Source organism: Cryobacterium sp. PH31-L1 (assembly GCF_030063145.1).
Lineage (GTDB): Bacteria > Actinomycetota > Actinomycetes > Actinomycetales > Microbacteriaceae > Cryobacterium.
The window spans coordinates 392,790-418,205 of the sequence record NZ_JASISM010000002.1; the positions used below are offsets into that span (position 1 = coordinate 392,790).

The window sequence follows — 25,416 nt, forward strand, 5'->3', positions numbered from 1 at the left end:
TCATCACCCAGCTTCCATTTCCATAACAGACAGGCGAACCGTGCCGATCGCAATTCCGACCCTTCGTGAGGGCGCTGTAACGCTGCGCCCCATCCGTTTGCGCGATGCGCGCACCCTCGAGGGCGAATTGCTGGCCAACCGGTCGTGGCTGCGCAAGTGGGAGGCGACCAACCCGTACGCGCCGATGTCCTTCGACACGCGGGCCAGCATCCGCAGTCTGTTGACGCACTCGCGGTCGGGCAACGGTCTGCCGTTCATTGTGGAGCAGAACGGTGAGCTGGCCGGTCAGCTCAACGTGTCGTCGATCACCTGGGGGTCGCTGTCGTCGGCGACGATCGGTTACTGGGTGAGTGAGAAGTTCGCCGGCCAGTCGGTCACCCCAACGGCCGTGGCACTCGCCACCGATTACTGCTTCTACCAGCTGGGCCTGCACCGCATGGAAATCTGCATCCGCCCGGAGAACAAGGCCAGCCTGCGTGTCGTCGAGAAGCTCGGCTTTCGGTATGAGGGCCTGCGCCGCCGCTATATCCACATCAACGGCGACTGGCGCGATCACTTCTGCTTCGGCTTGGTCGCCGAGGAACTCAGCCAGGGCGTCATGCGCCGCTGGCAGGACGGCCTGGTACCAGCGGATGCCGCGACCGTCACCGCGGCCGATCTTGAGTCGGCCGCGCGTCCGGTGCGTGTCATCACCCGATGACGGTGAAGATTTTCCCTGTTCGGGGGCAGAATCAGTGCATTAAGTTGCGTGACACACCGAGAGTAATCCTCGGCGGATGCGCCAGGGCCTCTTACCGTTGTCAACATGAGTAATGAGGCATTGGGTGGCGGGGTCATGGTGGCGGTGGCTGCCGTGCTCTGGGTCGCCTATCTGATGCCCACCTGGTCGCGCCGCAAGCAGTACCAGGCGACCGAACGAAATGCGGTGCGATTGCAGCAGACGCTGCGTATTCTGGCGGAAACAGCCGAGGTTCCGCAGCAAGTGCGGCTTGAGGCGACGGCTCGCACCGTGGCCGAGCAGCAGCGGGTACTGGCCAGGGTCGAGCAGTCCGAGCGGGCTGAAGTTCAGGCGATAGCGGATGCCGCCCTCGACGTTCGCCGCGCCGCGGCCGCAGTGGCCGCCGCGGCCACACCGCGCCTGCCGGAGTCGCCGGTGAAGAAACTCCGCCGTCTTCGACGCTTTCGCGGTCTGGTGTCGCTGATTCTGCTGGTCGGCCTCGTGCTCGCTGGGTCTGGAATCGTGCCCGCTCTGGCGGGGTCGTTCACCGCGCTGGTCAGCGGCGGCGTCGTCGTGGTCGCCGCGTTCGGCATTCTCGGACGCCTGGCCACGGTCGCCCGCTCTGCCCGCATCGTGCGGCTGGAAACCCCGGTGCAGCTGCCAGTACTGATCGGCCAGACCTTTGAACCCGTTCAGCTCGAAGAGACTCCGGTCGCCGCAGCCACTTGGACGCCGCAGCCGCTGCCACGCGCGCTGCACCTGTCGCGCGGATCCATCGCGCAGACGGCGATGGCATCCGTTGAAGCGGCTAACCAGTTGCGCAAGGCTGCCGCCGAGGCGGAGGTTGCCCGCCGTGCCGCCGCGCTCGCCGAGGAAGCCAACCGGGCGGTGACGCCCCTGGTGCGCCCTGAGCCTGCCGCGGTACCGAGTCGATTCGCGTCGATGGGCATCGTCGGCGAGACGGAGCCGGGCATGACCGACCTCGACGCCGTACTGCGACGCCGTCGCGCGGTTTAGTTCGCCGTACTCGTGCTGGAGGCGCGGTCTCGAAATTGTGCCGCACGCTCGAAGCGGTGAAAGTGTCGGCCAGCCCGTGATATTCTTCAAAGGCAGTTTGGGGCCTTGGCGCAGTTGGTAGCGCGTCTCGTTCGCAATGAGAAGGTCAGGAGTTCGAATCTCCTAGGCTCCACGAACCTGTAAGAAAAGTCCCGGCCTCGGTCGGGACTTTTCTGGGTGCAGGGGGCTAGTTCAGTGGCGGGCGCTGCAGGGTCTGCGTGATACGGCTGGCCTCGTCGAGCAGTAGCTGGCCGAGCATCTTCTGCCGCTCGGGCCGGAACCGTGGCTCGATGCCGGTGAGGGAGAGCGCCCAGCCCGGCCGGCCGCCGCGGTCGAAGATCGCGGCGCCCATACCCCAGCTGCCCTCCAGAATGAGTCCGGGGTTCACCGCGTAACCTGTGACCCGGGTGCGTTCCAGATTGGCACGGATGCTTGCAGGCGAATGCTGTGCGCCCCAGCGAGCCGCTACGGTTTCGGAATCGGCGAGGAGGGCATCCACTTCGGCGTCGGGCAGGTAGGCCAGAATCGCCATTCCAGCGGATGCGACGCCCAGCGGAAAGCGCACCCCCTCGTGCAGCACAAAGGAGCGGATGGGAAAACTGCCCTCCTCGCGGAGCAGACACACCGTTTCGGCGCCGCGCCGGATAGAGAGGAACGCACTCTCCCCGGTCTCCTCGGCGAGGCGCACGAGACTCGGTCGGGCGAGCTCTTCGATCGGGTAGCGGGCGGCGGCGACCGTTCCCATGACGAAGACCTCTGGCCCGTAGTGCCAGGTGTGCTTGAGCGCGTCGTGGTCGAGCAGGCCCTCGGCGGCGAGCGAGGTGAGCAGGCGGTGCACGGTGGGCCGGGTCAGGCCGGAGTCCCGCACGATCTCGGACAGGGGAGTGCCGGTGGGGTTCCGACCAACCAGGCGCAGCAGCAGGGCAATGCGCCCCACAACCTGCGCGCCCTGCACGGGCTGAGCGAGTGGGGACTGCTGGGCCGGGCGTGCGGGCTGCGTACGGCGAGCCGTCTGCGGCTCGGAGGCGGGCGACTGATCGGTCATCTAGGCTCCTTTGTCCATAATGTGGATGAATCTCAGCCTACTGTTCACAGGATGGAATCGGACCAAAATAGCGGTTGACAGGCCTTGCTGCGCCTGAATACCATGACGTAATAGGTCGGTGTCCACAAGGTGGACACCGTACAGGATCACCAGTCACGCATCACTCAATGAGGAGACAGCATGTCCAAGGTTCAGGCCAGCGCGAGCGAGGCGCTGCACGACGTTCTGCGCGATGGGATGGTGCTCGCGGTCGGCGGATTCGGCCTCAGCGGAATCCCGGCCGATCTCATCGACGCGGTGCGGGCATCCGGTGTGAAAGATCTCACCGTCGTGTCCAACAACATGGGCGTCGATGGCAAGGGCCTGGGCGTGCTTCTTGAAGCCGGGCAGGTGCGCAAGGTCATCGCCTCGTATGTGGGTGAGAACAAGCTTTTCGCTGAGCAGTTTCTAGCTGGCGTGCTCGAGGTGGAGTTCAGCCCCCAGGGCACCCTGGCCGAGCGGCTGCGGGCCGGTGGTGCCGGCATTCCCGCTTTCTATACCAAGACCGGTGTCGGAACGTTGATCGCCGAGGGTAAGCCGCTCGCCGACTTCGACGGTGAAACCTACCTTCAGGAACGCGGCATCGTCGCCGACGTCTCCCTCGTTAAAGCCTGGCGCGCCGACACCCTCGGCAACCTTGAGTACCGGTTTACCGCCCGCAACTTCAACCCGGTCGTGGCGACGGCCGGGGTCGTGACCATTGCCGAGGCCGAGTTGATCGTGGAGCCCGGCGACATCGATCCCAATCACGTGATCACCCCAGGGGTGTACGTGCAGCGCCTGGTCCAGGCGTCGGCGCGGGTCAAAGACATTGAACAGCGCACCGTGCGCAGCCGGCCCGTGCTGGCATCAGCTTAGGGAGAATGACCATGGCTTGGACCAGAGACGAAATGGCCGCGATCGCGGCGCAGGAACTGAGTGACGGCGACTACGTGAACCTCGGCATCGGCATTCCGACGCTCGTGGCCAACAACCTGCCCGAGGGAATCCACGTGACCCTGCAGAGCGAGAATGGCCTGCTCGGCATGGGGCCGTTCCCCTTCGAGGGTGAGGAAGATGCCGACCTGATCAACGCCGGCAAGCAGACCGTCACGGTGCTGCCGGGGGCGTCGATCTTCGACTCGGCGACGTCGTTCGGCATGATCCGCGGCGGCCACGTGAAGGTGGCCATTCTCGGCGCCATGCAGGTCTCCGGCCGGGGCGACCTCGCCAACTGGACTATCCCCGGCAAGATGGTCAAGGGGATGGGCGGAGCGATGGATCTCGTGGCCGGCACCCCGTGCGTGGTCGTGCTCACCGAGCACGTCGCGAAGGACGGCACGCCGAAGATCGTCACCGAGTGCACCCTGCCGCTGACCGGCGTGCGCGTCGTGGACCGTATCATCAGCGACACCGCCGTGTTCGACGTGACGCCGACCGGCCTGGTGCTGCGGCAGCGCGCCCCGGGCGTGAGCCTGCAGGACATCGAGGACACCACCGAGGCCGCGTTTACGGTTGAGGAACTTGCTCCGGTCTAGTCGCCGGATGTGAAGGCCTCGCTCAGGTTCTAGGCGAGGCCTTCATCTGTTCAGGATTCCGGTTTGTCATCGTCCTGTTCGCGCGACCCGTCTGGGTTCAAGCGGATGATGCGCGGCCGGGCCGTGCGCATCCGTTCGTCGTCCCAAGCGTCAGTCTCGGGGTCGAGCTTTTGGTGGGCCGCGTCGGCTGCGTCGCTCGGATCAAGCGGATGCTGCGACATAGGTGTTCTCGATGACCGAGCCCCAGTACGGGCCGAACATGGTGTTGGCGATGTTGTTGTAGCCGAAGCTGTTGACCGAGTTCTGCAGGCCGCTGGAGCCGCTGCCGATCATCCACGGGCCACCAGAGGAGCCGCCGGTCATGTCGCACGGGATTCCCTGGGACTGGCTCTGGCCGTAGGGGTCGGCGCTGGCGGTGCCGTAGCAGGACTGCAGGGTCTCGCCGGTGAAGGGCGGGGCCGCCGGGTAGCCGTAGGCGGTGTACGTGAGGCCGCGGCTCTGGTTGAACGTGACGCCGGAGGCTCCGACGCTGTCGCTCAGCGAGGTTCCGGTGGGTGAGGAGACGATGGCAAAGCCGGTGTCGTAGCTGATGTCGCCGTTATTGCTCCACTGGGTGGGCGCGTAGAGCTCGGTCGCATTCCACTGGCCGAACGGTGCCGAGCCGTTCTCGTAGGCCGGCACGAAGATGAGGCGTGAGGCGAAGTTGCCTGGACCTTCATTGACGCAGTGCCCGGCGGTGACGACGGTGTTCTCGTTCGCGGCCGAGATGGAGTTGCCGGAACAGACGTAGTCGGTGCCGCCGAGGGTGAAGAAGATCTTGCCGATGTGCGAGATGGGGGAGACCCGGGTGGCTGTGGGCGACTGGTCGGGGTCGGCCTGCTGCGGGGCCACGAGCGAGGTGGCTCCGGCTGCGACGGCGCCGATCACGCCGGCCGCGATGTTATCCTGCACCAGGATCTCGCCGGGGATGGCGGACTGCATGCGTTCGGCGGTCCAGTAGTCGCCGCCCTGCTGGGTCTGCGGAACGACCCAGCGGTCGACATCCGCTGACGCTGACGTGGTCGTCGTGAGTGACCCCGGCGCGATGGCGGCCGAAGCTGCGCCGGTCGACAGAAAACCGCCGGCACCGACTAACGTGCCGATCAGAAGCGCCGAGAGGGCGCCGGTCTTAACTTTGCTTCGCATCATGTGCTTCACTCCAGTTATCGATCGCATCCCACGGACTGTATTGCCGTAGGTATTAATACAATATTGAGGAGCGCACCTCTTGTCTACCCTTTATGGGTTACACCCATTAGGGGGGGAGAGATCTGATTTCGAACTCGATCAAAGATTGTCGACGTCTACGTGGGTAACCTGCGCGGACAATCCGTGCTTCAGCGTGGCGCCCGCAGCTAAACCGGGCGCAAGCTCACCGTGACAGCTCTTTTAGATTTGAATTGATCGCGGGAGCGCGCTCGACAGAACTTGCGGCCAAAACCTTGTGGGATTGTTCAACAATTCGGTAGGCTCTGGAAAACGCTGATCGGGCACCCGCTCTGAAATCGCGAGCAATACCCCCGGTGATCACGGGTTTATTTGGCGTACCCGGATACCCGGGTACGCGGGCGCTACTGGGAGAAATATGCTCGTACTGATTGGTGTGTTGCTCGTCATCGTGGGGTTTGCCATTGGCATGAACCCGCTGGTCGTGGTCACGGTCTCGGGGATCGTCACGGCTCTGCTCGGCGGGCTGACACCGCTGGAGATTCTGGATGCCTTCGGAACGGGCTTTGCCAGCAGTCGTTCGGTGACCGTTTTCGTGATCGTGCTCCCGGTTATTGGACTGATCGAACGCTTCGGCCTGCAACAGCAGGCCAAACGACTGATTTCCCGGCTGTCGCGGCTGACCACGGGCCGGGTGCTGATCGGCTACCTCGTTATTCGCCAGGCCACGGCGGCGCTCGGCCTGAACAGCGTCGGCGGCCACGCGCAGACCGTGCGCCCCCTCATCTTTCCGATGGCGGAGGGCGCTGCCCTGCGCCGCTACGGAACCGTTCCGGGCCCGATCAAGGAGAAGATCAAGGCGCATTCGGCCGCGACCGACAACGTCGGCGTCTTCTTCGGTGAAGACATCTTCGTGGCTGTTGGCTCGATTCTGCTGATCACCACCTTCGTTGATGCCACCTACGGCCTGCAGCTCGACCCCCTGCACGTTGCCGTCTGGGCAATCCCGACCGCAATCGCCGCCCTGCTCGTGCACGGATTCCGGCTGCTTCGACTCGACAAACAGCTCGACCGCGAGGTGCGCGCCATTGAGGCCGCCGACAACGTCGAGATCATCAACGCAGGAGGCACGGCATGATTGGCGTTGAAGCGGTTTACTGGTTTGTCGGCGCGCTCTTTCTGGCTTGGGCGCTGCTCATTGCCGGTGATGCGGGCCACCCGCGCCGCTGGGGAAGCGCAGCCTTCTGGGGCCTCCTCGGCCTGTGCTTCTTCTACGGCACCTGGGTGCAGAGCGAACAGGCTCCCGGCTGGATTCTCGGTATCGCCGTTATCGTGATGGTCGTGCTCGCGAGCACCGGCCGGCTCAAAGACGGCCGGGCACGCACGACCACCGATGAGGAACGCGACGTCTCCTCGCGCCGATTCGGCAACAAGCTGTTCATCCCGGCGCTGACCCTGCCCGTCGTCACCGTGGCCATCGTGCTGCTGGCCCCCTACATCTCCATCAACGGACAGCTGCTGATCAGCCCGGTCAACACGACCCTGGTCGCTCTCGGGATCGGTTCGCTGGCGGGCGTGATCGTCGGTCTGTTCATTCTGCGGCCGCGCCAGGTCTTCACCCCAATTCTCGAAGGGCGTCGCATTCTGGAGTCGATCGGCTGGGCGGCACTGTTGCCGCAGATGTTGTCGACCCTGGGCATCCTCTTTACCAAGGCCGGCGTCGGCGTGGCCGTGGGTACCCTAGCGACAGTCGTGTTGCCGGAGGGCTCGCTGATCGCCGCCGTTCTCGTCTACTGCGTTGGCATGTTCCTGTTCACGGTGCTGATGGGCAACGCCTTCGCGGCATTCCCAATCATGACCGCCGCCATCGGCTGGCCGGTGCTCGTGCAGATCTTTGACGGCAACCCGGCGGCGGTTTTCGCCATCGGTATGCTCTCCGGATTCTGCGGCACCCTGGTCACACCCATGGCCGCCAACTTCAACCTCGTTCCCTCAGCGCTGCTGGAGATGAAGGATAAGTACGGTGTGATCAAGGCCCAGGTGGGCACCGGCGTGCCCATGCTCGGCGTCAACGTGGCCCTGATGTACTTTCTCGCGTTCTAAACCGCACAACGAAGTGGAGCACCATGCCCGACGCATCAACCGTTCTCGACGCACCCGCACTGCTGGCTGGGTTGGCCCCGACCTACGCCGACGTCGTACTCGACAATCTGGCCAGATCCTATCCGCACTCGGCGCACCACACCACGCATTCAGCGGATGACCGACCAACGCCCGAGCAGATCCACCCGTCGTTCTACACCTCGTTCGACTGGCACTCCTGCGTGCACATGCACGCCTTGGGCGTGATGCTGCTCGAGCACGGTCTGGACAGTGAGCGGGAGGCGGCCCTTCGTCAGGCGATCGGCGCCAACCTCACGGCGGAGAAGCTACTCGTCGAGGGTGCGTACCTGCTGGCCAACCCCAGCTGGGAACGCCCATACGGCTGGGCCTGGCTGGTGCGGCTCGCGGCCACCTGCGCGGCGTCGACCGACGCCGAGATTCGCGGGTGGGCATCCGCTCTCGATCCGATCGTGGACACGGTGGCCGAACTGTTTGTGGCCTGGGCGGGCAAGGCCGAATGGCCGGTGCGTCACGGCCTGCACACCAATACGGCGTTCGGGCTCGGCCTGATGCTCGACGCCTTTCGATCCCTCGGCCGCGCCGACGCCGCGGCGGCCTGTGAAACGGCGGCCCGCACCTGGTTCCAAGCGGATGCCGACTGGCCCGGCGACTGGGAAATGAGTGGCCAGGACTTTCTCTCGGCTGGTCTGAGTGAGGCCGACCTGCTGCTCCGCGTGCTCTCACCCGAGCAATTCGCTGTCTGGTTCGCCTCGTTTCTGCCGAGTCTGACGGCCGATTCCCGCATTGTGCGCCCGTTTCGGGTCACCGATGAAACCGACGGCTACCTCGTGCACCTGCACGGGCTGAACCTCTCCCGCGCTGGGCAGGTGGCCCGCATTCTCGCTGCGTTGCGCCGCGCGCGGGAGTCGGCGTCCGCCGTAGACGCCTTGGACGCCGCCAGGGAACCCCTGCTTCGGGCGGGACTCGAGGCCGTTGTGGCGCAGGAGTTCATGTCGTCGCACTGGCTGGCGACCTTCGCCTGGGATGCGCTGATGTCGGCATCCGCCCTCGTGAAGCCGACCGATACGGCAGCATAGAACCTATGGCCACGATCGATCTGAACAGCGACGTCGGAGAATCCTTCGGCAACTGGACCTTCGGCGACGATGCCGCCATCATCGCTTCGGTCACGAGCGTCAACGTGGCCGGCGGATTCCACGCCGGCGACCCGACGACCATTCGCGCGACCTGCGCTGCCGCCGCCGCCGCTGGGGTGACGGTGGGCGCGCACCCTGGCTATCGCGACCTGGCCGGCTTTGGCCGCCGATTCATCGAGATGGATGCGACCGAGCTCAGCAACGACGTGATCTACCAGATCGGTGCGGTGCAGGCCCTCGCCCGCGCGGCCGGCACACGGGTGCAGTACGTGAAACCGCACGGCGCCCTGTACAACACGATCGCTCTCCACCCGGTGCAGGCCCGCGCCGTGGTCGACGCCGTGCTCGCCGTCGACCCGGCCCTGCCGCTCATGGTGCTGCCGAACAGTGAGATCGAACGCGTTGCCCAAGCCGCGGGCCTCCGCACCGTGGCCGAAGCCTTCGCCGACCGCGCCTACAACCCCGACGGCAGCCTGGTGCCACGCACGCTGCCGGGCGCGGTGCTGCACTCGGTCGACGCGGTGACAGCGCAGGTCGTGCGCCTCGCCGTCGAGGGAACCGTGGTCGCCGTGGACGGTTCGGTCATCGCGGTGCCGGCAGCGAGCATCTGCCTGCACGGCGACACCCCCGACGCCGTGCGGCTTGCCGCTGCGGTGCGTTCCGCGCTGGTGTCGGCCGGCGTGTCCATCGCCAGTTTCGTGTAGCGGATGCCGGCCCCCATTCGATCCATCCGGCCCGTGGGTGAGCGGGCGGTGCTCGTGCAGCTCGGCACCCTCAGCGAGGTCCTCGGATTGTATGAGGCGCTGCGCGAGCATCCGCTGCCTGGGCAGGTCGACGTCGTCGCGGCGGCTGAAACCGTGCTCGTGACGGCCGACTCGGCGACCGAGGCCCGCAGCTTTGCTGCCCGGCTGCGCGCGATGAAACCGCGCCCGATTCCGGCCGGGAACGACGGGATCGTGACCATCGACGTGATTTATGACGGGGACGACCTCGCCGAGGTCGGCGAGTGCACCGGCCTGGGCCAGGGCGGCGTGATCGCGGCGCACACCGGTCAGCTGTGGACCGCCGCGTTCGGCGGCTTCGCCCCCGGCTTCGCGTATCTCGTCGGCGACGACCGCCTGCGCGTCTCCCGGCGCGCCACCCCGCGAAAGGCCGTGCCGGCCGGCGCGGTCGCGCTCGCCGACGGCTATTCGGCCGTGTATCCGCGGGTCAGTCCCGGCGGCTGGCAGCTGATCGGACGCACCGACGCCGCCCTGTGGAACCTCGACCGCGACCAGCCGGCCCTGGTACAACCCGGCAACCGGGTGCAGTTTCGCGCCGTGCGGGAATTGCTGCGCGTCGCACCGACGGTCTCGATGGCCCCGATGGCGGAGGCACAGCGCCCCGGGGACCTCGTCGTCGTGCAGCCCGGCCTGCAGACCACCGTGCAGGATCTCGGCCGCCCCGGCCTCGCCCACCTCGGTGTGGCCGGTGCCGGCGCCCTCGACCGTGGTGCCCTGCGCCGCGCCAACCGCCTGGTCGGCAACCCCTCCTCCGCCGCCGTGCTCGAAAACGCGCTCGGCGGCCTCGTGCTCGAGGCCCGCAGCGAACAGGTGCTCGCGGTGGCCGGGGCATCCGTTCTGATCACGATCAGCAGAACGGATGCCACCCCGCGCGTCGTTCCCACCGACGCCCCGTTCGCGCTGCACGCCGGCGAACAACTCAGCCTGGGCACCCCGCTCGGGGGCGTACGCAGCTATATCGCCGTGCGCGGCGGACTGGACCTGCCGCTCACGCTGGGCAGCCGTTCCACCGATTCGATGTCCGGCATCGGCCCGGCCCCGCTCGTGGCCGGCACCGAACTACCGGTACTGCCGGCCCCGCCGACCAGCGTGGTCGGTGCCGCCGAACCCTCGCCGGCCCCGCCGGCCGCAGTCACCGTGCTGCGGTACCTGCCCGGCCCGCGTGCCGACTGGTTCAGCGCCGACACCCTCGCCGACTTCGACCATACCGAGTGGACCGTCACCGCCCAGTCAAACCGCATCGGTCTGCGCCTCGGCGGGCCGGCACTGGAACGCGCGCAGGACGGCGAACTGCCCAGTGAGGGCACCGTGTCGGGTGCCATCCAGCTGCCGGCGTCTGGTGTTCCGGTGTTATTTCTCGCCGACCACCCGGTCACCGGTGGCTACCCGGTGCTCGGCGTTGTGCTGCACGCCGACCTGGACCGGGCGGCGCAGCTCGGAACCGGCGCGCGCATCCGCTTCACACCAATTCCTTCAAACGAGAGCTGAACCGTGCAGAAAGTACTCATCGCCAACCGTGGCGAAATCGCCGTACGCATCATTCGCGGCTGCTCAGACGCCGGGCTCACCTCCGTCGCCGTCTACGCGGATGTCGACGCCGATGCCCTGCACGTGGGTATGGCCACCGAGGCCTATGCGCTCGGCGGTGACAGCCCTGCTGACACCTATCTCAACGTGCCGAAACTGTTGGCCATCGCCCGGCGGGCCGGCGCCGACGCCGTGCATCCCGGCTACGGTTTTCTCTCCGAGAACGCCGACTTCGCCCAAGCCGTGCAGGACGCCGGCCTGATCTGGATCGGCCCGAGCCCGGCGAGCATCCGGTTGCTGGGAAACAAGGTGTCGGCGCGCGAAATCGCCGTGCGCGTTGGTGCTCCGCTCGTTCCCGGCTCGCAGGGCACCCTCGAGACCGCTGTGCAGGTGCGTGCCTTCGCCGAGGAGCACGGCCTGCCGGTCGCCATCAAGGCGGCCTTCGGCGGCGGCGGCCGCGGAATGAAGGTGGTCTGGGAACTGGACGCCATCGAGGAGGCGTTCGACTCCGCCGTGCGCGAGAGCATTGCCGCGTTCGGTCGGGGCGAATGCTACGTTGAGCGCTTTCTGAACCGCCCCCGGCACGTCGAAGCGCAGATTCTGGCCGACGGTCACGGCGGGGTGATCGTCGTCGGCACCCGCGACTGCTCGCTGCAGCGCCGCAACCAGAAACTCGTCGAGGAGGCCCCGGCACCGTTTCTCAGCGCTGACCAGCGCGACCTCATTTACACCTCGGCCAAGGCCATCTGCCGGGAGGCCGGCTACATCGGCGCCGGCACTGTGGAGTATCTGTTGGCCGAGGACGGCGGCATCTCGTTTCTCGAGGTGAACACGCGTCTGCAGGTGGAACACCCGATCACCGAGGAGACCTCGGGTGTTGACATCGTGCTCGCCCAGCTGGCCATCGCTGCCGGCGGGGAGCTGCCGGTCGCCGAAGACCCGGTGCCGCGCGGCCACTCCTTCGAATTCCGCATCAACGCCGAGGACCCGGGCCGCGGCTTTCTGCCGTCGCCGGGCACTGTGACCACGTTCACCGTGCCGACCGGGCCGGGAATCCGGGTGGATGCAGGCATCCGCTCCGGAGATGCAGTGGCCCCGCAATTCGATTCGCTGCTCGCCAAGCTCATCGTCACCGGCGCCAACCGGCCGCAGGCGCTGCGCCGAGCCCGCCGGGCGCTCGCCGAATTTGAGGTCGCCGGGCTGCCGACCGTGCTGCCCTTTCACCGCGCCGTCGTCGACCTGCCCGCGTTCGCCGGGCCGGACCGGCTCGGCGTGTACACGAGCTGGATAGAAACCGAGTTCGCCGAGCAGCTCGCGGCCGAACCCTCGCTGGTTGCGACATCCCCGGCCGGAGGCCGCCGCACGATCACGATCGAGCTCGACGGACGCCGGGTGGCGCTCGGTCTGCCCGAGAATCTGCTGGGCGGCCTCGTGCAGGGCGCTCCCGCTGTCCCGGCGCCGGTGATCGACGAATCCGACCCGGTCGAGCTGCACTCCAGCATGGTCGGCACCGTGGTCAAATGGCTGGTCGAGGAGGGGGCCACGGTGGCCGAGGGCGATCCGCTTCTGGTGCTCGAGGCCATGAAGATGGAGTCGACCGTCATGGCGCACCGCTCGGGAAGGCTGGTCGGTGTGCTCGTGGCCGTGGGGGACGGTGTCGCCCTGCACGAGGCCATCGCGCGCATCGATACCTGAGCGGCCCAATCGCTACTCTGGGGGTATGACTCTCGACCAGATCTTTGCCGACCTGCGTCGTCAGGGCACGACGGTGCGCCACGCCGAGACCGGCAGCTGGGCCGCCGAGGTGCTGCGCGAGCGGATCTCCGCCGGACAGTTGGTCCCCGGCACGAAGCTGTCGGAGGAACCGCTCTGCGATCTGCTCGGCGTCTCCCGCAACACCCTCCGGGAGGCCTTCGCGACGCTCGCCATCGAGCACATGGTGGCGCGCATCCCGAACCGGGGCGTGTTCGTGGCACGACCGACCGCCGATGACATTCGGGAGATCTACCGAGTGCGGCGCTTTCTCGAACCGGCCGCGCTCCTATGGTCGACCAGCCCCACAACGGACGCTCTGCACGCCGCGATCGAACGCGCCCGCCAGGCCCGGTCACGGGGCTCTGTGGCCGACATGGCCGGCGCCAACCAGGACTTTCACGCCGGCGTCGTGGCGCTGGCCGGCAGCGAGGGACTCAGCCGGCAGATGGCTCAGGTGCTCGCGGAAATGCGCCTCGTGTTTCATTCGATGGTCGCTGATCCGCTGTTCCACGCGCCGTATGTCGACGAGAACGCCGGAATCCTCGAGCGTTTCGAGGCGGGGGAGCACTCCGAAGCTGCGGCTCTCATGGTCGAGTACCTGGAGCGGGCCGAGCGACAGCTGCTCGAGGCGCACGCGCGCGCGTAGCAGCGGACGGGGCATCCGCTTTGGGGTCGTCGGGGTTTCGGTGCTGGGGTTTCGTGGCCTGGCGCAGGATCAAACCTGCGCCAGGCGCGCTAACGTGCGCCGAACGCTGACGCTCGCCCGGACGGCCGCGACCCCACAGTGCTTAGAGCGCGCGCATCCGGTTATTGCGCGGGTTGTGCTCGAGCTCGGCAAGGCCGAGGGCTTCGAGCAGCGGCGGCACGTACATGCCGAACCGACCGCGAAACCCGTTCTTCAGGCCGTACCAGCCGCCGACCGGGTTGCTCTCTGCGCGGCCCCAGGCCTCGACGGTGTCGGGCTTGGCGTCCTTCTTCTCGTCGGCGGCGCCCAGCTCGACCCAATCACCGTTCTCTTTGAGCATGGCGTGCAGGTCCTCAACGCAGCTCAGTCGATAGGAGAGCGTCGTGGACCCGACCTTGCAGATCAGTGCCGGAGGGTCGGCAGCCTCATCGCGATACATGACGTATTCCGACGACCCCGGCGGAGTGCGCAGCACCCACGGGTCGTCCTTGCTGCCGGTTCCGATGCTCGTATCGGTCATGACTGTCTCCTCGTAATCGCTCGGCTGGGTCTGTGGACCATGCCCATCTTGGCCCAGTCTCGAGCGCGACGTTACGTCCGTCGCAGAACTCACGCGGGCTCAGAGCCTATTTCAGGAAACCCGAGCGGTGCGGCGCGCCCACCCACGTGTTTCGGCGGTGACCAGAGCACCTGGCCCCGGTCTACCTGAATCATCCACGGAAAACCGGCATGGCCGGCCGAACGACAGGAGCAGATTCCGCCGGCAACCCCCGCTTCCATTCAGTGGAAGCTATGGGTAGCGTGGCGGGTTATGAGCGGAAAACCAGCACAGAAGCGCACGAGCGCCGCCGCGGACGGTTTAAGCTCAACCCGGGTGAGCGTGGGCCCGAGGTCGATCCACGTTTGGAGCAGACTGGTCACCGGGAACCCATACACCCGCTGCATCGTGCCGCCCATTCCTTCGTGTCCGATGATGCCGACAACCTGCGGTGCGCGCGCCCGCGGGCACCGTGACGTGCAGTCGGCGGTCGTCTTGAAGACGACGGGGCAGCCAGATCCCATGAATCACGGCTGCCGTCGCGTGACTGAAAACGTGGGTGACGGGCATCCGCTTCGAATATGCCTTGGCCAAGTCAAACGTGGACGCGGGATGCGTCCGGTCTGCACGCAGACGACGAAACGACACGGCTGCGCGTTCAGGTGAGTTTGACATGCACAGATCATGACGGAAATGCCTGGACCGCAGATTTGTTATGCACAGACGGCCCTGACCGGCTCGTGAGTTTGACCCATTGACCCATCGACCCATCGACCCGTGAGTTTCGCGCGCCGACCCGTGAGTCTCAGCCCGAAATTCACCAGAAATGGCCTGAAACTCACGGCTCGGCGATCGATGAGGACCGAGACTCACGGCTCGGCGAGTGGATGCTGCCACTCGTCGGGGTGACGCAAGCGTCAGACCTGGCCCACATCCAGGTTGATGTAGCCGAGGTAGCCCGTCGCAGTGGTCTCGACCGTCAGCAGCTGGGCGGACGACGAGATGATGTTGTCGGTTCCGCTGCCGGCCGACCCGCCATTGAAGGTGTCGCGGCCGGTGTGCTCGTCGTACGGGCTCGTGTCGAACACGATCGTGTTGAGGTCATCGTCGAAGCCGACCTGGGCGGTCAGAACGGTTGCCTTGTTGACGTGCACCTTCAAGTGGACGTGCACGGTACGGCCCCGATACCAGCCCGGCCAGACCGTAGTGAACTGCACGATCCCGTTGGCGTCGGCCACCTGCGCGCCGCGCAGATAGGTGCCGTCATCGCCCGGTGTCGCCTCGGAATCGCCCTCGGTGTAGCTGCCATCGGTCGTACCGCCGCCCCCACCAACCCGGCCACCACCGCCTCCGCCGGTCGACGCACTCTCAAACCCGGAATACACCCCGCCAGCGTCGCAGTGCCAGATCTCCACAACACTGTTCGGCAGGGGAGTGCAGTTGGCGTCCCAGACCCGAAAGGCGATGTCGAGCTGGGTTCCCGGGCGGTCCTCGCGCAGGTCGCTGCGAATGGAATCCACGTCGAAGTAGTAGGGCCCTGACGTGACGTCTTCGGTCTCGGTGCCGCACGAGGAACCGACCGCGTCGAGCTTGGCCACGATGTCTCCGGCCGCCGCCGTCGACGGCGTCAGTGTGGCAGCGCCGGTCGAGGTCGCGGCCGTGGTCGATGCTCCGGGCTCGGTCGTGCTGCACGCGGTCAGTAGCGCGCCGAGTCCGATCGAGCCGCCGAGGCCGAGCGCGCGCCGCCGGCTGACGGCTAGCCGGCTGCTGGCCACGTCAACGTTGAGCTTCTTGAATGGCATCGGATCTCCTAGATTTGTCGTTGACACCAACCGTGTCGGGCCGGCCTCACAGTCAGCAGAGCGGACGCCATGGGTCGCCTATGAAAGCACGGCCCCGTTCTGGGGGTGCACTCGTCTGTGGCAGTGTGAGCTGAGGGTTAGGCTTTTAGTGATCGTGTCCGCCCGCGCCCGTCGACCCTGTGGTCGCGAAGCGCCCGTGCCGCACGATTGCTGTCTGTGAATGTGACGCTGCCGCCACCTGCGAGGCGTTGCCGCCGCGCATCCGCTCTGGGATTTCGTCGGCGCCCGCCACACAGCGTCACCGATTCAACCCGCACTCGGAACAGGAACAACATCATGACCACTATGCAAGCTGCCGTCGTCAAAGAATTTGGCAAAGACCTCATCATCGAAGCGGTTCCGGTGCCCACGCCCGGCGCCGGCCAGGCGCTCGTCAAGCTCATCACGAGCGGTGTCTGCCACACCGACCTGCACGCCATCGAGGGCGACTGGCCGGTCAAGCCCACGCCGCCGTTCATCCCCGGGCACGAAGGCGTCGGCGATGTCGTCGCCATCGGCGAGGGCGTCACCGAGATCAAGGTGGGCGACCGCGTGGGAAATGCCTGGCTCTGGAGCGCCTGCGGCACCTGCCAGTACTGCCGCACCGGCTGGGAAACCCTGTGCGAAGCGCAGATCAACGGCGGCTACAGCGTCGACGGATCCTTCGGTGAGTATATGATCGTCGACGCCAAGTTCGCCGTGCCGCTGCCGAAAGACGCTGACCCGGTCGACATCGCGCCGATCCTCTGCGCCGGCGTCACCGTCTACAAGGGCCTCAAGATGACCGAGGCCATCGCCGGCCAATGGGTCGTCATCAGCGGCATCGGCGGACTCGGCCACATCGCCGTGCAGTATGCCAAGGCCATGGGCTTCCGCGTGGTCGCGGTCGACGTCGCCGACGACAAGCTCGCCCTCGCCACCAAGCACGGCGCCGAGATCGTCATCAACGCGCTCAACGAGAACCCGGTCGAGGTCATCCAGGCCAAGACCGGCGGCGCGCACGGCGTGCTCGTCACCGCCGTGCACCCGGCCGCGTTCGGCCAAGCCATCGGCATGACCCGCCGCGGCGGCACCATCGTCTTCAACGGACTGCCGGCCGGCGACTTTCCCGCGCCGATCTTCGACATCGTGCTCAAGGGCCTGACCATCCGCGGTTCCATTGTCGGAACCCGCCAGGACATGGAGGAGGCCCTCGCTTTCTACAACCGCGGCGAGATCCACCCGACCGTCTCCAGCCGTACCCTCGGTGAGGTCAACACCGTGCTCGACGAGATGCGCCACGGCAAGATCGACGGCCGCGTCGTCATCCAGTACTAACGCACGCCCATAGCGGATGCCGCGGCTCGCCTCACGAGGCGGCACGCGGCATCCGCTTTGTGTTGCCCGAGCGGCTACTGGAAAGCGGAGATGCCGGTGATCGCGCGGCCGACGACCAGGGTGTTGATCTCGTAGCTGCCCTCGTAGGTGTAGAGCGCTTCGGCGTCGGCGAACACGCGGGCCATGCCGTAGTCGGTGGAGATGCCGTTGCCGCCGAAAACCGAACGGCCGAGCGCAACGGATTCGCGCATGCGAGCGCTCGAGGAGGCCTTGGCCATGGCGGCGTGCTCGGGGCGCAGGGTTCCGGCCTGCTGCAGCTGGGCGATGCGAACCATGAGGCCTAGTGACATCGTCGCGTTCTCGAGGATCCGCACGAGCTTCTCCTGCACGAGCTGGAACGACGCGATCGGCTTGCCGAACTGCTGGCGTTCGAGGGCGTATCGCAACGCGTGATCGTACGCCGCAAACTGCAACCCGACGGTCTGCCAGCCCACCCAGACCCGGGAGTTGGTGAGCAGCCGGTTGGTGTCGCGAAAGCTCGTAGCTCCCGGCAGTCGGTCGCGTTCGGCGACGACGACGTTTTCGAGGGTGATCGTGGCGTTCTGCACGATGCGCAGGGCGATCTTGTTCTCGATCGCCTCGGCCGTATAACCGGGCAGTGTGGCGTCGACGATGAAACCTTTGATCTGGTCGTCGTCGGTATCGCGCGCCCAGACGAGTACGTTCGCGGCGAAGGTTCCGCTGCCGATCCAGCGTTTGACGCCGTTCAGGGTCCAGCTGGAGCCGGTGCGCGTGGCGGTCGTCTCCATATTGCGCGAGACGTCGGAGCCGTGGTCGGGCTCGGTGAGCGCGAAGGCGCCGATCTTGCGCAGCGAGATGGCGTCGGCCAGGTAGCGGTCGCGCTGGTCGTCGGTGCCGAGCTGGGCGATCGCCGCCGCGAACAGGCCGCTGTGCACGCCGACGAAGGTGGAGATGGAAGCGTCCACCCGGGACAGCTCGAGGGTCATGAATCCGTGGAGCAGGTAGTTCTCGCCTCGCGCACACAGGCCGACGAGGTCGAGGGAGGTGAGCACCGGGATGATCTCGAACGGGAACGTGGCGTTGTTCCAGTGGTCGGCCACGACCGGGCGCACGTCGCGTTCAAAGACCTCGCGGGCGTGGGCAAGCAGCTCGCGGTCCTCTGGGGTGAGCAGGTCTTCGTAGGAGAAGAAGTCAGCGGTCGGGCCGGTGAAGAATTCAGGGGTGGTGTGCCCGGGGGTGTTAGCGTCGTCCGTGCCGTTGGCTGCGTCGATTTCGGGAGTATCAATGACAATGCTCATGGCTGGTCCTCTCTGACCTGGTACCCCTGAGTGTGAGCCAATGGGCGGAATTGCGCAATCTCGGGCTTGAATACCGTGCACAGTGCGAATTCGAAACCAGAACTGACCCGTCAGAGTGCGCCTAATGCTCGACTCTTGAGCGTCCCCGATAACCCAGCCCACGAGGCCGGCGTTACGGCGGCTTCGAAACACACATCCCGACGATGCTTGACCGGCGGCGCGCCCGACCATCAAGCGGATGCGCGTGTCGGTGGTGGTGTCTAACGTGGAAGCAACAGGGATGTCAGGAGGGCAACGTGGAGGACGACGCGCCGCCGCGTACGGGCACCGGAGTGCCCGGCACGAGCGTTCGGTTTCGCTGCGGGCACGGTGCGCCGGTCGACGAGGCTCGCATTACGCTGCAGCGACAGTGTCCGCTGTGCATGCTGCTCGCCGAGACCAGGCGAACCCGCGACCAGCTGCTGCACCGGGTCGCCCCGGCCGGTCGGGCCGCCCTCGCTGTCGAGACGCGGATCGGCGCCGATTACGAGTGGATCTGCGTGCGCGGGCACTCGCGCTACTCCGCAAGCGTGCGCGAGGTGCTGACCGGTCCCGGCTGCCCGAAATGCCGAAGAAACGCCCAGGCACCGGCCGCGCGGTTCGAGGGCGGGGTGCCATTCATGAAGCCGGGATTGCGGCTCGGCACGTCGCAGACCGAGCAGCGGCTGCGCGTGATGCTGGCCGAGCGCATCCGCTTGCCGCACCGGGTGAATGCCATCAAAATCAGCCGCACCTTTTTCGGCAAGCCGGAGGTCTGGCCCGACATCATCATTCCGGGGCTGATGGTGGCGATCGAATATGACGACCCGGGGCGGGACGGGATGTCGCACCGCGGGTTGAAGGAGACGTCCGACCGGGAGAAAGATGCGGCCCTCAACGAGGTCGGCTGGGAGGTCATCCGCTTGCGCGCCAACGGACTGCACGAGCTGGGCCCGTACAGCATCGTCTGCCCGGCCTTGTCCAGCGGGGTCGTTGACCGCATCATGGAGCTGCTCATGCAGATTCGCGGAGTCGAGGCGGTCGATCGGCTGCGCATCAGGCCGGAGGATGGGCCTGACTCGCGCGAGGGGTGAGTTTCGGGGCGGTCGCGATGTCGAGGCGTGAGTGTGGGAGGGGTCGCGACGTCGAGTCGTGAGTTTGGAGTCAATTTGAACGATTCAAGGCTTCGAGACTCACGGGTCGACGCTCGAAACTCACGGGTCGATGCCCGAAACTCACGGCTCAAGGAATGCGACGATGCCCGGTCAGCGGGTCGCGGAGGTGTTCATGGTCAGCACGTCGGTGCCTTCGAGGTCGTGCAGGCCCAGCGTCACGGTCACGGCGCCGAGGGTGCCGAGCGAGGAAACGTGGGTGCCGCCGCAGGGAATCCGCACACTTCGGCCCGGCAGCTCGCAGACCCAGTAGCGCCGATCGGTCAGCAGGTCGCCGTCGCGGTCGATGCGCACCGCGGCATCCGTTGCTGTCCACTCCGCGAGGGTCGCGTTGACGGCCGCTTCGAGCTGGGGCAGCGCCTCGGCGAACCCGTCGACCGAGAAGCCCTTCTTGCGCAGCGACTTGCCCAGCCGATAGGTGTCGACCGAGGCGTTCTGCCCGATCAGGGACTCGTCGATGGCGAGCCCGTCGAAGTCGGGGTGGCCGAGGGCATCGGCGCGCACCTCTTTCTTCCAGCGGTCGGTGAGGGCGTCATTGAGGGCGAGCGAGGCGAGGTGGCAGCTCGTGTGCCCGGCGCTCGTGCGCTCGCGCAGGCCCTCGTCGACCTCGACGGTGACGGTGTCCCCGGCCGACAGCCCGGCAGCGTCGACTACGTGCACGACTACGAATGCCCAGCCGGGCGTTCCCTTGCCCACCGGAATGTCCTCGCCGATATACAGCGCCGACCCGTCGGTGGCTCCCACGATGCAGTCGTCGACCGGCCAGAAGGCTGCGCCGTGGTGCAGCAGAGCGAGGTCGGGGCCCTGGTCGGGCCAGCCCGCATCGACCGGATGCACGCAGGTCGCGTCGAGCAGCACCGCCGAGCGGCCATCGGGCAGCGTTTCGGAGTGCAGCACGGTCGCCTGGTTGTCGACGGCGCCGCCCGGGTAGAGCACGCGTGTGTCTTCGGTGGGCAGGGTCATGGCTGGTCCTTTCAATGAGGCGTACCGGCATCGGTCAAGCGGATGCCGCTGGCTCGGTCAGTGGCATCCGCCTGGTCAGCCGGCCCGCCCCCGGGTGCTGTGCGAGTAAGCACGGGCGCCGCGCGATCGCGCCGGCGTATCAGGCTCAGCCGCTTGGGGTGGAAAAAGGTGCCGCCACGATCGTGGCGGCACCTCGCGTGCTGGTCATGCACGTGTTACTTCAGGCGTTGCACAGGGTGCGTGCCGGAGGGTGCAGAAACTAGCTCTTGCGGGCCCGAGAAGCGGTCTCTTCAGACTTCGCCTTCTTGTCGGCCCTCTTTTCCTTGAGGGACTTGTCGGCAACCTTCTTGGTTGCATCCTTTTTCGGTGATTTGTCAGCCATTGTGTACTCCTTCGCGCCGAGCCGTGGGGCCCCGTCACCTTGAGAATACGCGGGTTTGTCGCAAACGTCATCCTGCGCGCGCCGACCGTGCCAGCCGAACCGGCCAACCCGCCGGCAGCCCTGTGCACGACTGCCGGTCTGTCGTATGCTGTCGCTCTACCGAACCCTCCCTCGTCGAAAGGTCTCCGTCATGAGCCATAGCGCCACCTACCGTGCAGTTCTCTTTGGACCGAACCCGATCGCCGCCGGAACCGAGGTGGAGCTGGAATACATCGACGGTGCCTACCAGGACGTCGTGGTGCTCGAGGCGGTCGAAGATACCGAAACGATCATTCGCACCTACAAGCGCGGTCGTGAGACCGACGAGCCCATCCCGTACCGCTTCGTCGAAGAAGACGTCGCCGAAGACGACGGTGAGGCGGACGTTCCCAACTGACGCGAGTGGCGGCATCCGTTTTCAAGCGGATGCCGCCACAGCACTAGATGCGCTTGGTGGCGTCGCGGCCGAGCCGCACCGGCAGGGCCATGAGCGGTCCGACGAAGCGGCGCTGCAGGCGGCGGGCCGGACCCCAGACGATCTGCACGACGTACTGGGATAGCAGCGCGCCGGCAGCGAGCGCCATGGCGATGCCCGCCGCGGTGAGCAGCGAGAGCAGCCCGTTGATGTCGCCCTCGGAGAGCTTGAGCAGTCCGCGAAACAGCGTGAGCCCCGGAACGAGCGGCACCAGGGCCGTCACCATGATCACGAGCGGGGGAGTGCGCACCATGCGTGCCGCCATCGCCGCGAGCAGGCCCACACCGAGCGCGCTCGCCGCTGATCCCCAGACCAGACCGAATCCGCCGGCCATGGCAGCCACGAACAAGAACTCGGCGAGGGCGCCGAGCACACAGATCACCCAGATGGCTCGCCACGGCACCTGCACGGCGAGCGCAAAGCCGATCACGATCACCACGGCCGCCACGAGAAGTATCGGCAGCACGGCCAGCGTGACGATCGGGTTCGAGTCGATCTCGAGGGTGAGTCCAAAACGAGCCAGGAACAGCGCCGAACCGGACACCCCGGTGACGAGGCCGGCCGTGATCAGCAACGCTTCCACGAGCCGGGCGGTGCCGGTGAGATAAAATCCCGACAGCGTGTCGTGCACGGCGCCGAATGTGGTGACCCCGGCCAGGAGCATGATGATGGCCGCGACGACCACAAGCGAGGGATTCGCGGTGGGGTCGATAACCCGCACGAGCGCGGCGACGAGCGGGCCGATCGCGCCACCGACGACGGTCTGGTAAAAGAGCGGAACCTGGCGGTGGTCGAGGGCGGAGGTGACCCAGTCGATGATCCAGGTGGCGATGAACGCGGCAATGATCACCGTTGGACCAGCGCCGATCAGCACGGCGGCGCCCGCGCCGACGAGGCTCCAGCCGATGCGCCGCCACTGGCGGGGGACCTGCGGCTTGGAGCTGACGATGGTTGCGAGCATCTTGCGCGCTTCGGCCACTTCAATCGGTTTCTCGATGATGTCCGCGATCAATTCCGAGGTGGCCGTGAGTTTGGAGTAGTCGAGGGTGCGGTACTTCACGTTGCGGCTGCGGATGACCGATTCGTGCGTTACCGCGTCTTCCTGCGTAAGGGTGATGGTCGTGTGGGTGATGTTCGCGTCGGTGCCCTTGAGCCCATAGGCGCGGGTGAGCCCGATCATGGCGGCGGTCGCGTCTTCCGCACCGGCTCCGGCGGTGAAGATGACCTCGGCGAGTCGCATGGTGAGGTCGAGCACCGCCCGGGTGTAGCCGGAGTGGTCGAGGGTGATGGCGGTGGTCTTGCTGAAAGTCATGAGGTGTGCAGATCAATCGGGCCGAGAACGGATGCTGCGGCGGTGGCGTGCGCGGAATCCGCGTCGGAGGGGTGGAAGAAACCGGCGAGCACGTCGCGGTAGAGCCGGGCGAGTTCGGAGGACGCGCTATAGGCCCGGCCGCCCGCGACCTGCACGGCGGTGTCCACGACGAATTTGGCGTTCTGGGTGGCGCGGTATTTGAGTCCGGACAGTTGGGCGAACCAGGCCGGGCCGACCATGACGGACAGCTCGTCGACCGCGCGGGCGAGGGCGTCGATTTGCGGGTAAATGCCGTCCATCGCGATGACGAGGTCACCGACCCGCCAGCGCGCCACCGGATCCTGGGCGTGCGAGCGACCATCGTTTTTCAGCGAGGTGCGCGCATGTGCGCCTTGGACGGCGAGTTCGAGCGCGCGCTGGCCGATTCCGGTGTACACCGCTGAGAGCAGGATCTCGAAGTTGGCGAAGATGCCGGCCACGAGCGGGTCGCCGTTCGGGCCCACCGGCAGCCGCCGCACGACCCGGTCCGGGCGGGCCAGCGCCCCGTCGAGCACCGTGCTCTGGCTCTGGCTGGCTCGCATACCGAGCGTGTTCCAGTCATCCTTCGAATGGATGCCGATGTCAGCCCGGTCGAGAAAAGCCCAGACGATCGCCGGGTGCGCCGGGTCTGACGAGTCGAGTCCCAGGGTGCCGAGCCGGGTCCAGGCCGGGGACAGGGAGGTGAAAACCTTGGTGCCGGTGAACCGGTAGCCGCCGTCGGGGGTGGGGCGGGCATCCGTTTGGGAACCGAACAGAACCAGGTCGTTGCCGGGTTCGCTCACGCCGAAGCCGAAGATCTCGCCCCGGCCGGCCTCCTCGAGCAGAAAATCGAGGGAGTGGTCGCCCTGGGCGTGCAGGCTCGCGGCGACGCCGGTCCAGACCAGGTGCATGTTCACGGCGAGGGCGGTGGCCGGGGCATGCGCGGCGAGCCGGGTTTGCTGGTGCACGGTCTGCTGCAGGGTGAGTCCGAACCCGCCGAATTCGGTCGGCACGAGGGCGCGCAGGTAGCCGGCGGCGACGAGCTCTGCGAGGTCTTCGGTGAAGAACGCGTTGGCCTGGTCGTACCCGGCAGCCCGCGAGCGGATGCCCGCCAGCAGCTCGGCAGACAGCAGCGGTTCGTCGCTGGAGGGTACAAAAACGGGCGCCACGGGCAGGGCTATCGCAGGGAGAAACTCGGTCACAGGTCAAGCCTATGCAGCCTTGCGACGCCGCGCGAACATGCGCACGATCAGAAGCACAATTGTCCCCACAATCGCCAGCGCGACCAGCCAGGGCAGGGCAACTCCGAGGCCGACCAACAGGCCGCCGAGGGCGGTCACGAGGGCGGTCCAGCCGGCGATGACTCCGCTCCAGAAGGTGTCGGGACCGCTCGCCGCGACAGTGCCCTCCGCGACCAATTCGAGCTGCACGGTGGAGTAGTCGATCTGGTCGGCGAGATAGTCACGCTGGGACTGCAGACTTTCCAGCTCACTCTGCCGGCTGGACAGAGCACTTTCAATGCTGATCAGGTCGGCCGTGGTGGTGGCCGACGCCATCAGCGCGAGCAGCCGGTCGACCGAGGTGGTCAGCGCGGTGATGCGGGCGTCGAGGTCCTGGCTCTGCTGGGTCACGTCCTGCGCGGTGAGCGTGACGAAGTTGAGGGTTCCGAGGCTTTTCAGCTCTTTGAGGGTGTGGTCGAGTTCGTCGGACGGAATGCGCAGGGTCAGGTTGGCGCTGGCCGGCTGCACGTCGGTGGCCGGGTTTTCGCTGCGGCTGTCGACCCGGCCGCCGGCCTGTTCCGTGATCGTGACGGCCGAGTCGCTCGCTTTCACCGGGTCGGTGGCGGTGATTGAGAGGGATCCGGTGGTGATGACATCGCGGCTGGAGGTGTTCACGTCGCCGGTGGTGCCGGTGACGAGGTCTGAAGCCTTGTCGCCCTGCTCGGGAGCGCCCCCGCCGGACACGCTGCCTGACGAATCGCCGCTCACCGAGCTGCCGCTGTTTGTCGTGCATCCCGCCAGCAGTAGAGCCGTCAGAAGAACTGTGATCACACCCCAAGTTCGTCTCATGCCTCACTGTATGGGCGCGCCGACGCCCGGGACTGGAGGCAGTCTGGGAGTCGGATCACAATTGGGACTCGGTGTCTGTCCCCCGAAGTAAGGTCGTGGGGTCGGCGGTTCAGCCCGACTCGTAACGACCAGGAGGACGACATGGGATTCATTGACGATGCCAAGGATGCACTTGACGCCACCGGCAAGAAGATCGGCCGGGCGGTGGATGACACCAAGGACCGCATCGAAGACAAGGCCGACGAGGTCAAAGCCGACGCCAAGGTGAAAAAGGCTGAGGGCGACGTGAAGCACGCCGAGGCCGAGCGCAATGCCACCGAGGCCAAGAATGACTTCAAGGCCACCCTGCGCGACGATAATTAG

27 protein-coding genes and 1 tRNA gene are annotated in these 25,416 nt (G+C 66.6%); 16 read left to right on the forward strand and 12 right to left on the reverse strand.

Annotated features, from left to right (window positions below; genetic code table 11):
- Positions 1 to 40: 40 nt before the first annotated feature.
- The 3 genes from QMF22_RS06230 (at position 41) to QMF22_RS06240 (ending at position 1,907) form a co-directional block, all read left to right on the forward strand.
- Complete coding sequence (locus tag QMF22_RS06230; protein WP_283451443.1) at positions 41 to 700, forward strand: GNAT family N-acetyltransferase; 660 nt, start codon at positions 41 to 43, stop codon at positions 698 to 700.
- Between the two features lie 105 nt (positions 701 to 805).
- Positions 806 to 1,735 (forward strand): hypothetical protein, encoded by a 930-nt coding sequence (locus QMF22_RS06235; protein WP_283451445.1) that lies wholly within the window; start codon positions 806 to 808, stop codon positions 1,733 to 1,735.
- 99 nt (positions 1,736 to 1,834) lie between these two features.
- Positions 1,835 to 1,907: transfer RNA gene (locus QMF22_RS06240), tRNA-Ala, on the forward strand.
- A gap of 54 nt (positions 1,908 to 1,961) precedes the next feature.
- Here QMF22_RS06240 and QMF22_RS06245 read toward each other — a convergent pair.
- On the reverse strand, positions 1,962 to 2,819 hold the full coding sequence (locus QMF22_RS06245) for an IclR family transcriptional regulator (RefSeq protein ID WP_283451447.1): 858 nt from the start codon (positions 2,817 to 2,819) through the stop codon (positions 1,962 to 1,964).
- Positions 2,820 to 2,999: 180 nt separating this feature from the next.
- Between QMF22_RS06245 and QMF22_RS06250 the strand changes: the two genes are divergently transcribed.
- Both QMF22_RS06250 and QMF22_RS06255 read left to right on the forward strand, forming a co-directional pair.
- Positions 3,000 to 3,716, forward strand: coding sequence for a CoA transferase subunit A (locus QMF22_RS06250; RefSeq protein WP_283451449.1), 717 nt, complete (start codon positions 3,000 to 3,002; stop codon positions 3,714 to 3,716).
- 11 nt (positions 3,717 to 3,727) lie between these two features.
- A complete protein-coding gene (locus tag QMF22_RS06255) occupies positions 3,728 to 4,375 on the forward strand; it encodes a CoA transferase subunit B (RefSeq protein WP_283451451.1) in 648 nt (215 codons plus the stop codon).
- A gap of 50 nt (positions 4,376 to 4,425) precedes the next feature.
- On the opposite strand, the gene QMF22_RS06260 is transcribed toward QMF22_RS06255, so the two are convergent.
- Entirely contained in the window at positions 4,426 to 4,596 is a 171-nt protein-coding gene (locus tag QMF22_RS06260; RefSeq protein WP_283451453.1) for a hypothetical protein, read from the reverse strand.
- Positions 4,577 to 5,563 carry a trypsin-like serine peptidase gene (locus tag QMF22_RS06265; protein WP_283451455.1) on the reverse strand — a complete coding sequence of 329 codons (987 nt, stop codon included), beginning with the start codon at positions 5,561 to 5,563 and terminating at the stop codon, positions 4,577 to 4,579. Before QMF22_RS06265 ends, QMF22_RS06260 begins: the two co-directional genes overlap by 20 nt.
- Positions 5,564 to 5,999: 436 nt before the next feature.
- Between QMF22_RS06265 and QMF22_RS06270 the strand changes: the two genes are divergently transcribed.
- From QMF22_RS06270 to QMF22_RS06300, 7 genes are read left to right on the forward strand one after another with little or no spacing between them, the layout of a single operon-like run.
- A complete protein-coding gene (locus QMF22_RS06270; protein ID WP_283451458.1) occupies positions 6,000 to 6,719 on the forward strand; it encodes a DUF969 domain-containing protein in 720 nt (239 codons plus the stop codon).
- Positions 6,716 to 7,684 carry a DUF979 domain-containing protein gene (locus QMF22_RS06275; RefSeq protein ID WP_283451459.1) on the forward strand — a complete coding sequence of 323 codons (969 nt, stop codon included), beginning with the start codon at positions 6,716 to 6,718 and terminating at the stop codon, positions 7,682 to 7,684. Before QMF22_RS06270 ends, QMF22_RS06275 begins: the two co-directional genes overlap by 4 nt.
- Before the next feature lie 23 nt (positions 7,685 to 7,707).
- Complete coding sequence (locus QMF22_RS06280) at positions 7,708 to 8,781, forward strand: DUF2891 family protein (RefSeq protein ID WP_283451461.1); 1,074 nt, start codon at positions 7,708 to 7,710, stop codon at positions 8,779 to 8,781.
- Between the two features lie 5 nt (positions 8,782 to 8,786).
- A complete protein-coding gene (locus QMF22_RS06285; protein WP_283451462.1) occupies positions 8,787 to 9,545 on the forward strand; it encodes a LamB/YcsF family protein in 759 nt (252 codons plus the stop codon).
- Positions 9,546 to 9,578: 33 nt separating this feature from the next.
- A complete protein-coding gene (locus QMF22_RS06290) occupies positions 9,579 to 11,111 on the forward strand; it encodes a 5-oxoprolinase subunit B/C family protein (protein WP_349357077.1) in 1,533 nt (510 codons plus the stop codon).
- A 3-nt stretch (positions 11,112 to 11,114) separates the two neighbouring features.
- Positions 11,115 to 12,845 carry an acetyl/propionyl/methylcrotonyl-CoA carboxylase subunit alpha gene (locus QMF22_RS06295; protein ID WP_283451467.1) on the forward strand — a complete coding sequence of 577 codons (1,731 nt, stop codon included), beginning with the start codon at positions 11,115 to 11,117 and terminating at the stop codon, positions 12,843 to 12,845.
- 25 nt (positions 12,846 to 12,870) lie between these two features.
- Positions 12,871 to 13,551, forward strand: a complete 681-nt coding sequence (locus QMF22_RS06300) for a GntR family transcriptional regulator (RefSeq protein ID WP_283451469.1) — start codon at positions 12,871 to 12,873, stop codon at positions 13,549 to 13,551.
- A gap of 142 nt (positions 13,552 to 13,693) precedes the next feature.
- Here QMF22_RS06300 and QMF22_RS06305 read toward each other — a convergent pair whose 3' ends face one another.
- The 3 genes from QMF22_RS06305 to QMF22_RS06315 form a co-directional block, all read right to left on the reverse strand.
- Positions 13,694 to 14,110: a DUF6855 family protein gene (locus QMF22_RS06305; RefSeq protein ID WP_283451471.1), complete on the reverse strand. Its 417-nt coding sequence runs from the start codon at positions 14,108 to 14,110 to the stop codon at positions 13,694 to 13,696.
- A gap of 260 nt (positions 14,111 to 14,370) precedes the next feature.
- On the reverse strand, positions 14,371 to 14,652 hold the full coding sequence (locus QMF22_RS06310; RefSeq protein ID WP_283451472.1) for a hypothetical protein: 282 nt from the start codon (positions 14,650 to 14,652) through the stop codon (positions 14,371 to 14,373).
- A gap of 393 nt (positions 14,653 to 15,045) precedes the next feature.
- Positions 15,046 to 15,930, reverse strand: a complete 885-nt coding sequence (locus QMF22_RS06315) for a dioxygenase family protein (RefSeq protein ID WP_283451475.1) — start codon at positions 15,928 to 15,930, stop codon at positions 15,046 to 15,048.
- 345 nt (positions 15,931 to 16,275) lie between these two features.
- Between QMF22_RS06315 and adhP the strand changes: the two genes are divergently transcribed.
- Positions 16,276 to 17,286, forward strand: coding sequence for an alcohol dehydrogenase AdhP (gene adhP, locus QMF22_RS06320; RefSeq protein ID WP_283451662.1), 1,011 nt, complete (start codon positions 16,276 to 16,278; stop codon positions 17,284 to 17,286).
- Between the two features lie 74 nt (positions 17,287 to 17,360).
- On the opposite strand, the gene QMF22_RS06325 is transcribed toward adhP, so the two are convergent.
- The gene (locus tag QMF22_RS06325; protein ID WP_283451477.1) at positions 17,361 to 18,605 is read right to left on the reverse strand and encodes an acyl-CoA dehydrogenase family protein; all 1,245 of its coding nucleotides are present in this window, start codon (positions 18,603 to 18,605) and stop codon (positions 17,361 to 17,363) included.
- A 296-nt stretch (positions 18,606 to 18,901) separates the two neighbouring features.
- Between QMF22_RS06325 and QMF22_RS06330 the strand changes: the two genes are divergently transcribed.
- Positions 18,902 to 19,717, forward strand: a complete 816-nt coding sequence (locus QMF22_RS06330; protein WP_283451478.1) for a putative endonuclease domain-containing protein — start codon at positions 18,902 to 18,904, stop codon at positions 19,715 to 19,717.
- A 171-nt stretch (positions 19,718 to 19,888) separates the two neighbouring features.
- Here the strand turns inward: QMF22_RS06330 and QMF22_RS06335 are convergent, their stop codons facing one another.
- On the reverse strand, positions 19,889 to 20,758 hold the full coding sequence (locus QMF22_RS06335) for an alanyl-tRNA editing protein (protein WP_283451480.1): 870 nt from the start codon (positions 20,756 to 20,758) through the stop codon (positions 19,889 to 19,891).
- 259 nt (positions 20,759 to 21,017) lie between these two features.
- On the reverse strand, positions 21,018 to 21,140 hold the full coding sequence (locus QMF22_RS06340) for a hypothetical protein (protein WP_255408738.1): 123 nt from the start codon (positions 21,138 to 21,140) through the stop codon (positions 21,018 to 21,020).
- Between the two features lie 190 nt (positions 21,141 to 21,330).
- On the opposite strand from QMF22_RS06340, the gene QMF22_RS06345 reads away from it, so the two are divergent.
- Entirely contained in the window at positions 21,331 to 21,576 is a 246-nt protein-coding gene (locus QMF22_RS06345) for a hypothetical protein (protein ID WP_283451487.1), read from the forward strand.
- A 43-nt stretch (positions 21,577 to 21,619) separates the two neighbouring features.
- Here QMF22_RS06345 and QMF22_RS06350 read toward each other — a convergent pair whose 3' ends face one another.
- The 3 genes from QMF22_RS06350 to QMF22_RS06360 are packed head-to-tail and all read right to left on the reverse strand — an operon-like array spanning position 21,620 to position 25,035.
- Positions 21,620 to 22,966 carry a threonine/serine exporter family protein gene (locus QMF22_RS06350; protein WP_283451489.1) on the reverse strand — a complete coding sequence of 449 codons (1,347 nt, stop codon included), beginning with the start codon at positions 22,964 to 22,966 and terminating at the stop codon, positions 21,620 to 21,622.
- Entirely contained in the window at positions 22,963 to 24,186 is a 1,224-nt protein-coding gene (locus QMF22_RS06355) for an acyl-CoA dehydrogenase family protein (RefSeq protein WP_502846910.1), read from the reverse strand. The genes QMF22_RS06350 and QMF22_RS06355 overlap by 4 nt, the downstream gene beginning before the upstream one ends.
- A 9-nt stretch (positions 24,187 to 24,195) precedes the next feature.
- Entirely contained in the window at positions 24,196 to 25,035 is an 840-nt protein-coding gene (locus QMF22_RS06360) for a DUF4349 domain-containing protein (RefSeq protein WP_283451491.1), read from the reverse strand.
- A gap of 159 nt (positions 25,036 to 25,194) precedes the next feature.
- Between QMF22_RS06360 and QMF22_RS06365 the strand changes: the two genes are divergently transcribed.
- Entirely contained in the window at positions 25,195 to 25,416 is a 222-nt protein-coding gene (locus QMF22_RS06365; RefSeq protein WP_283451493.1) for a hypothetical protein, read from the forward strand.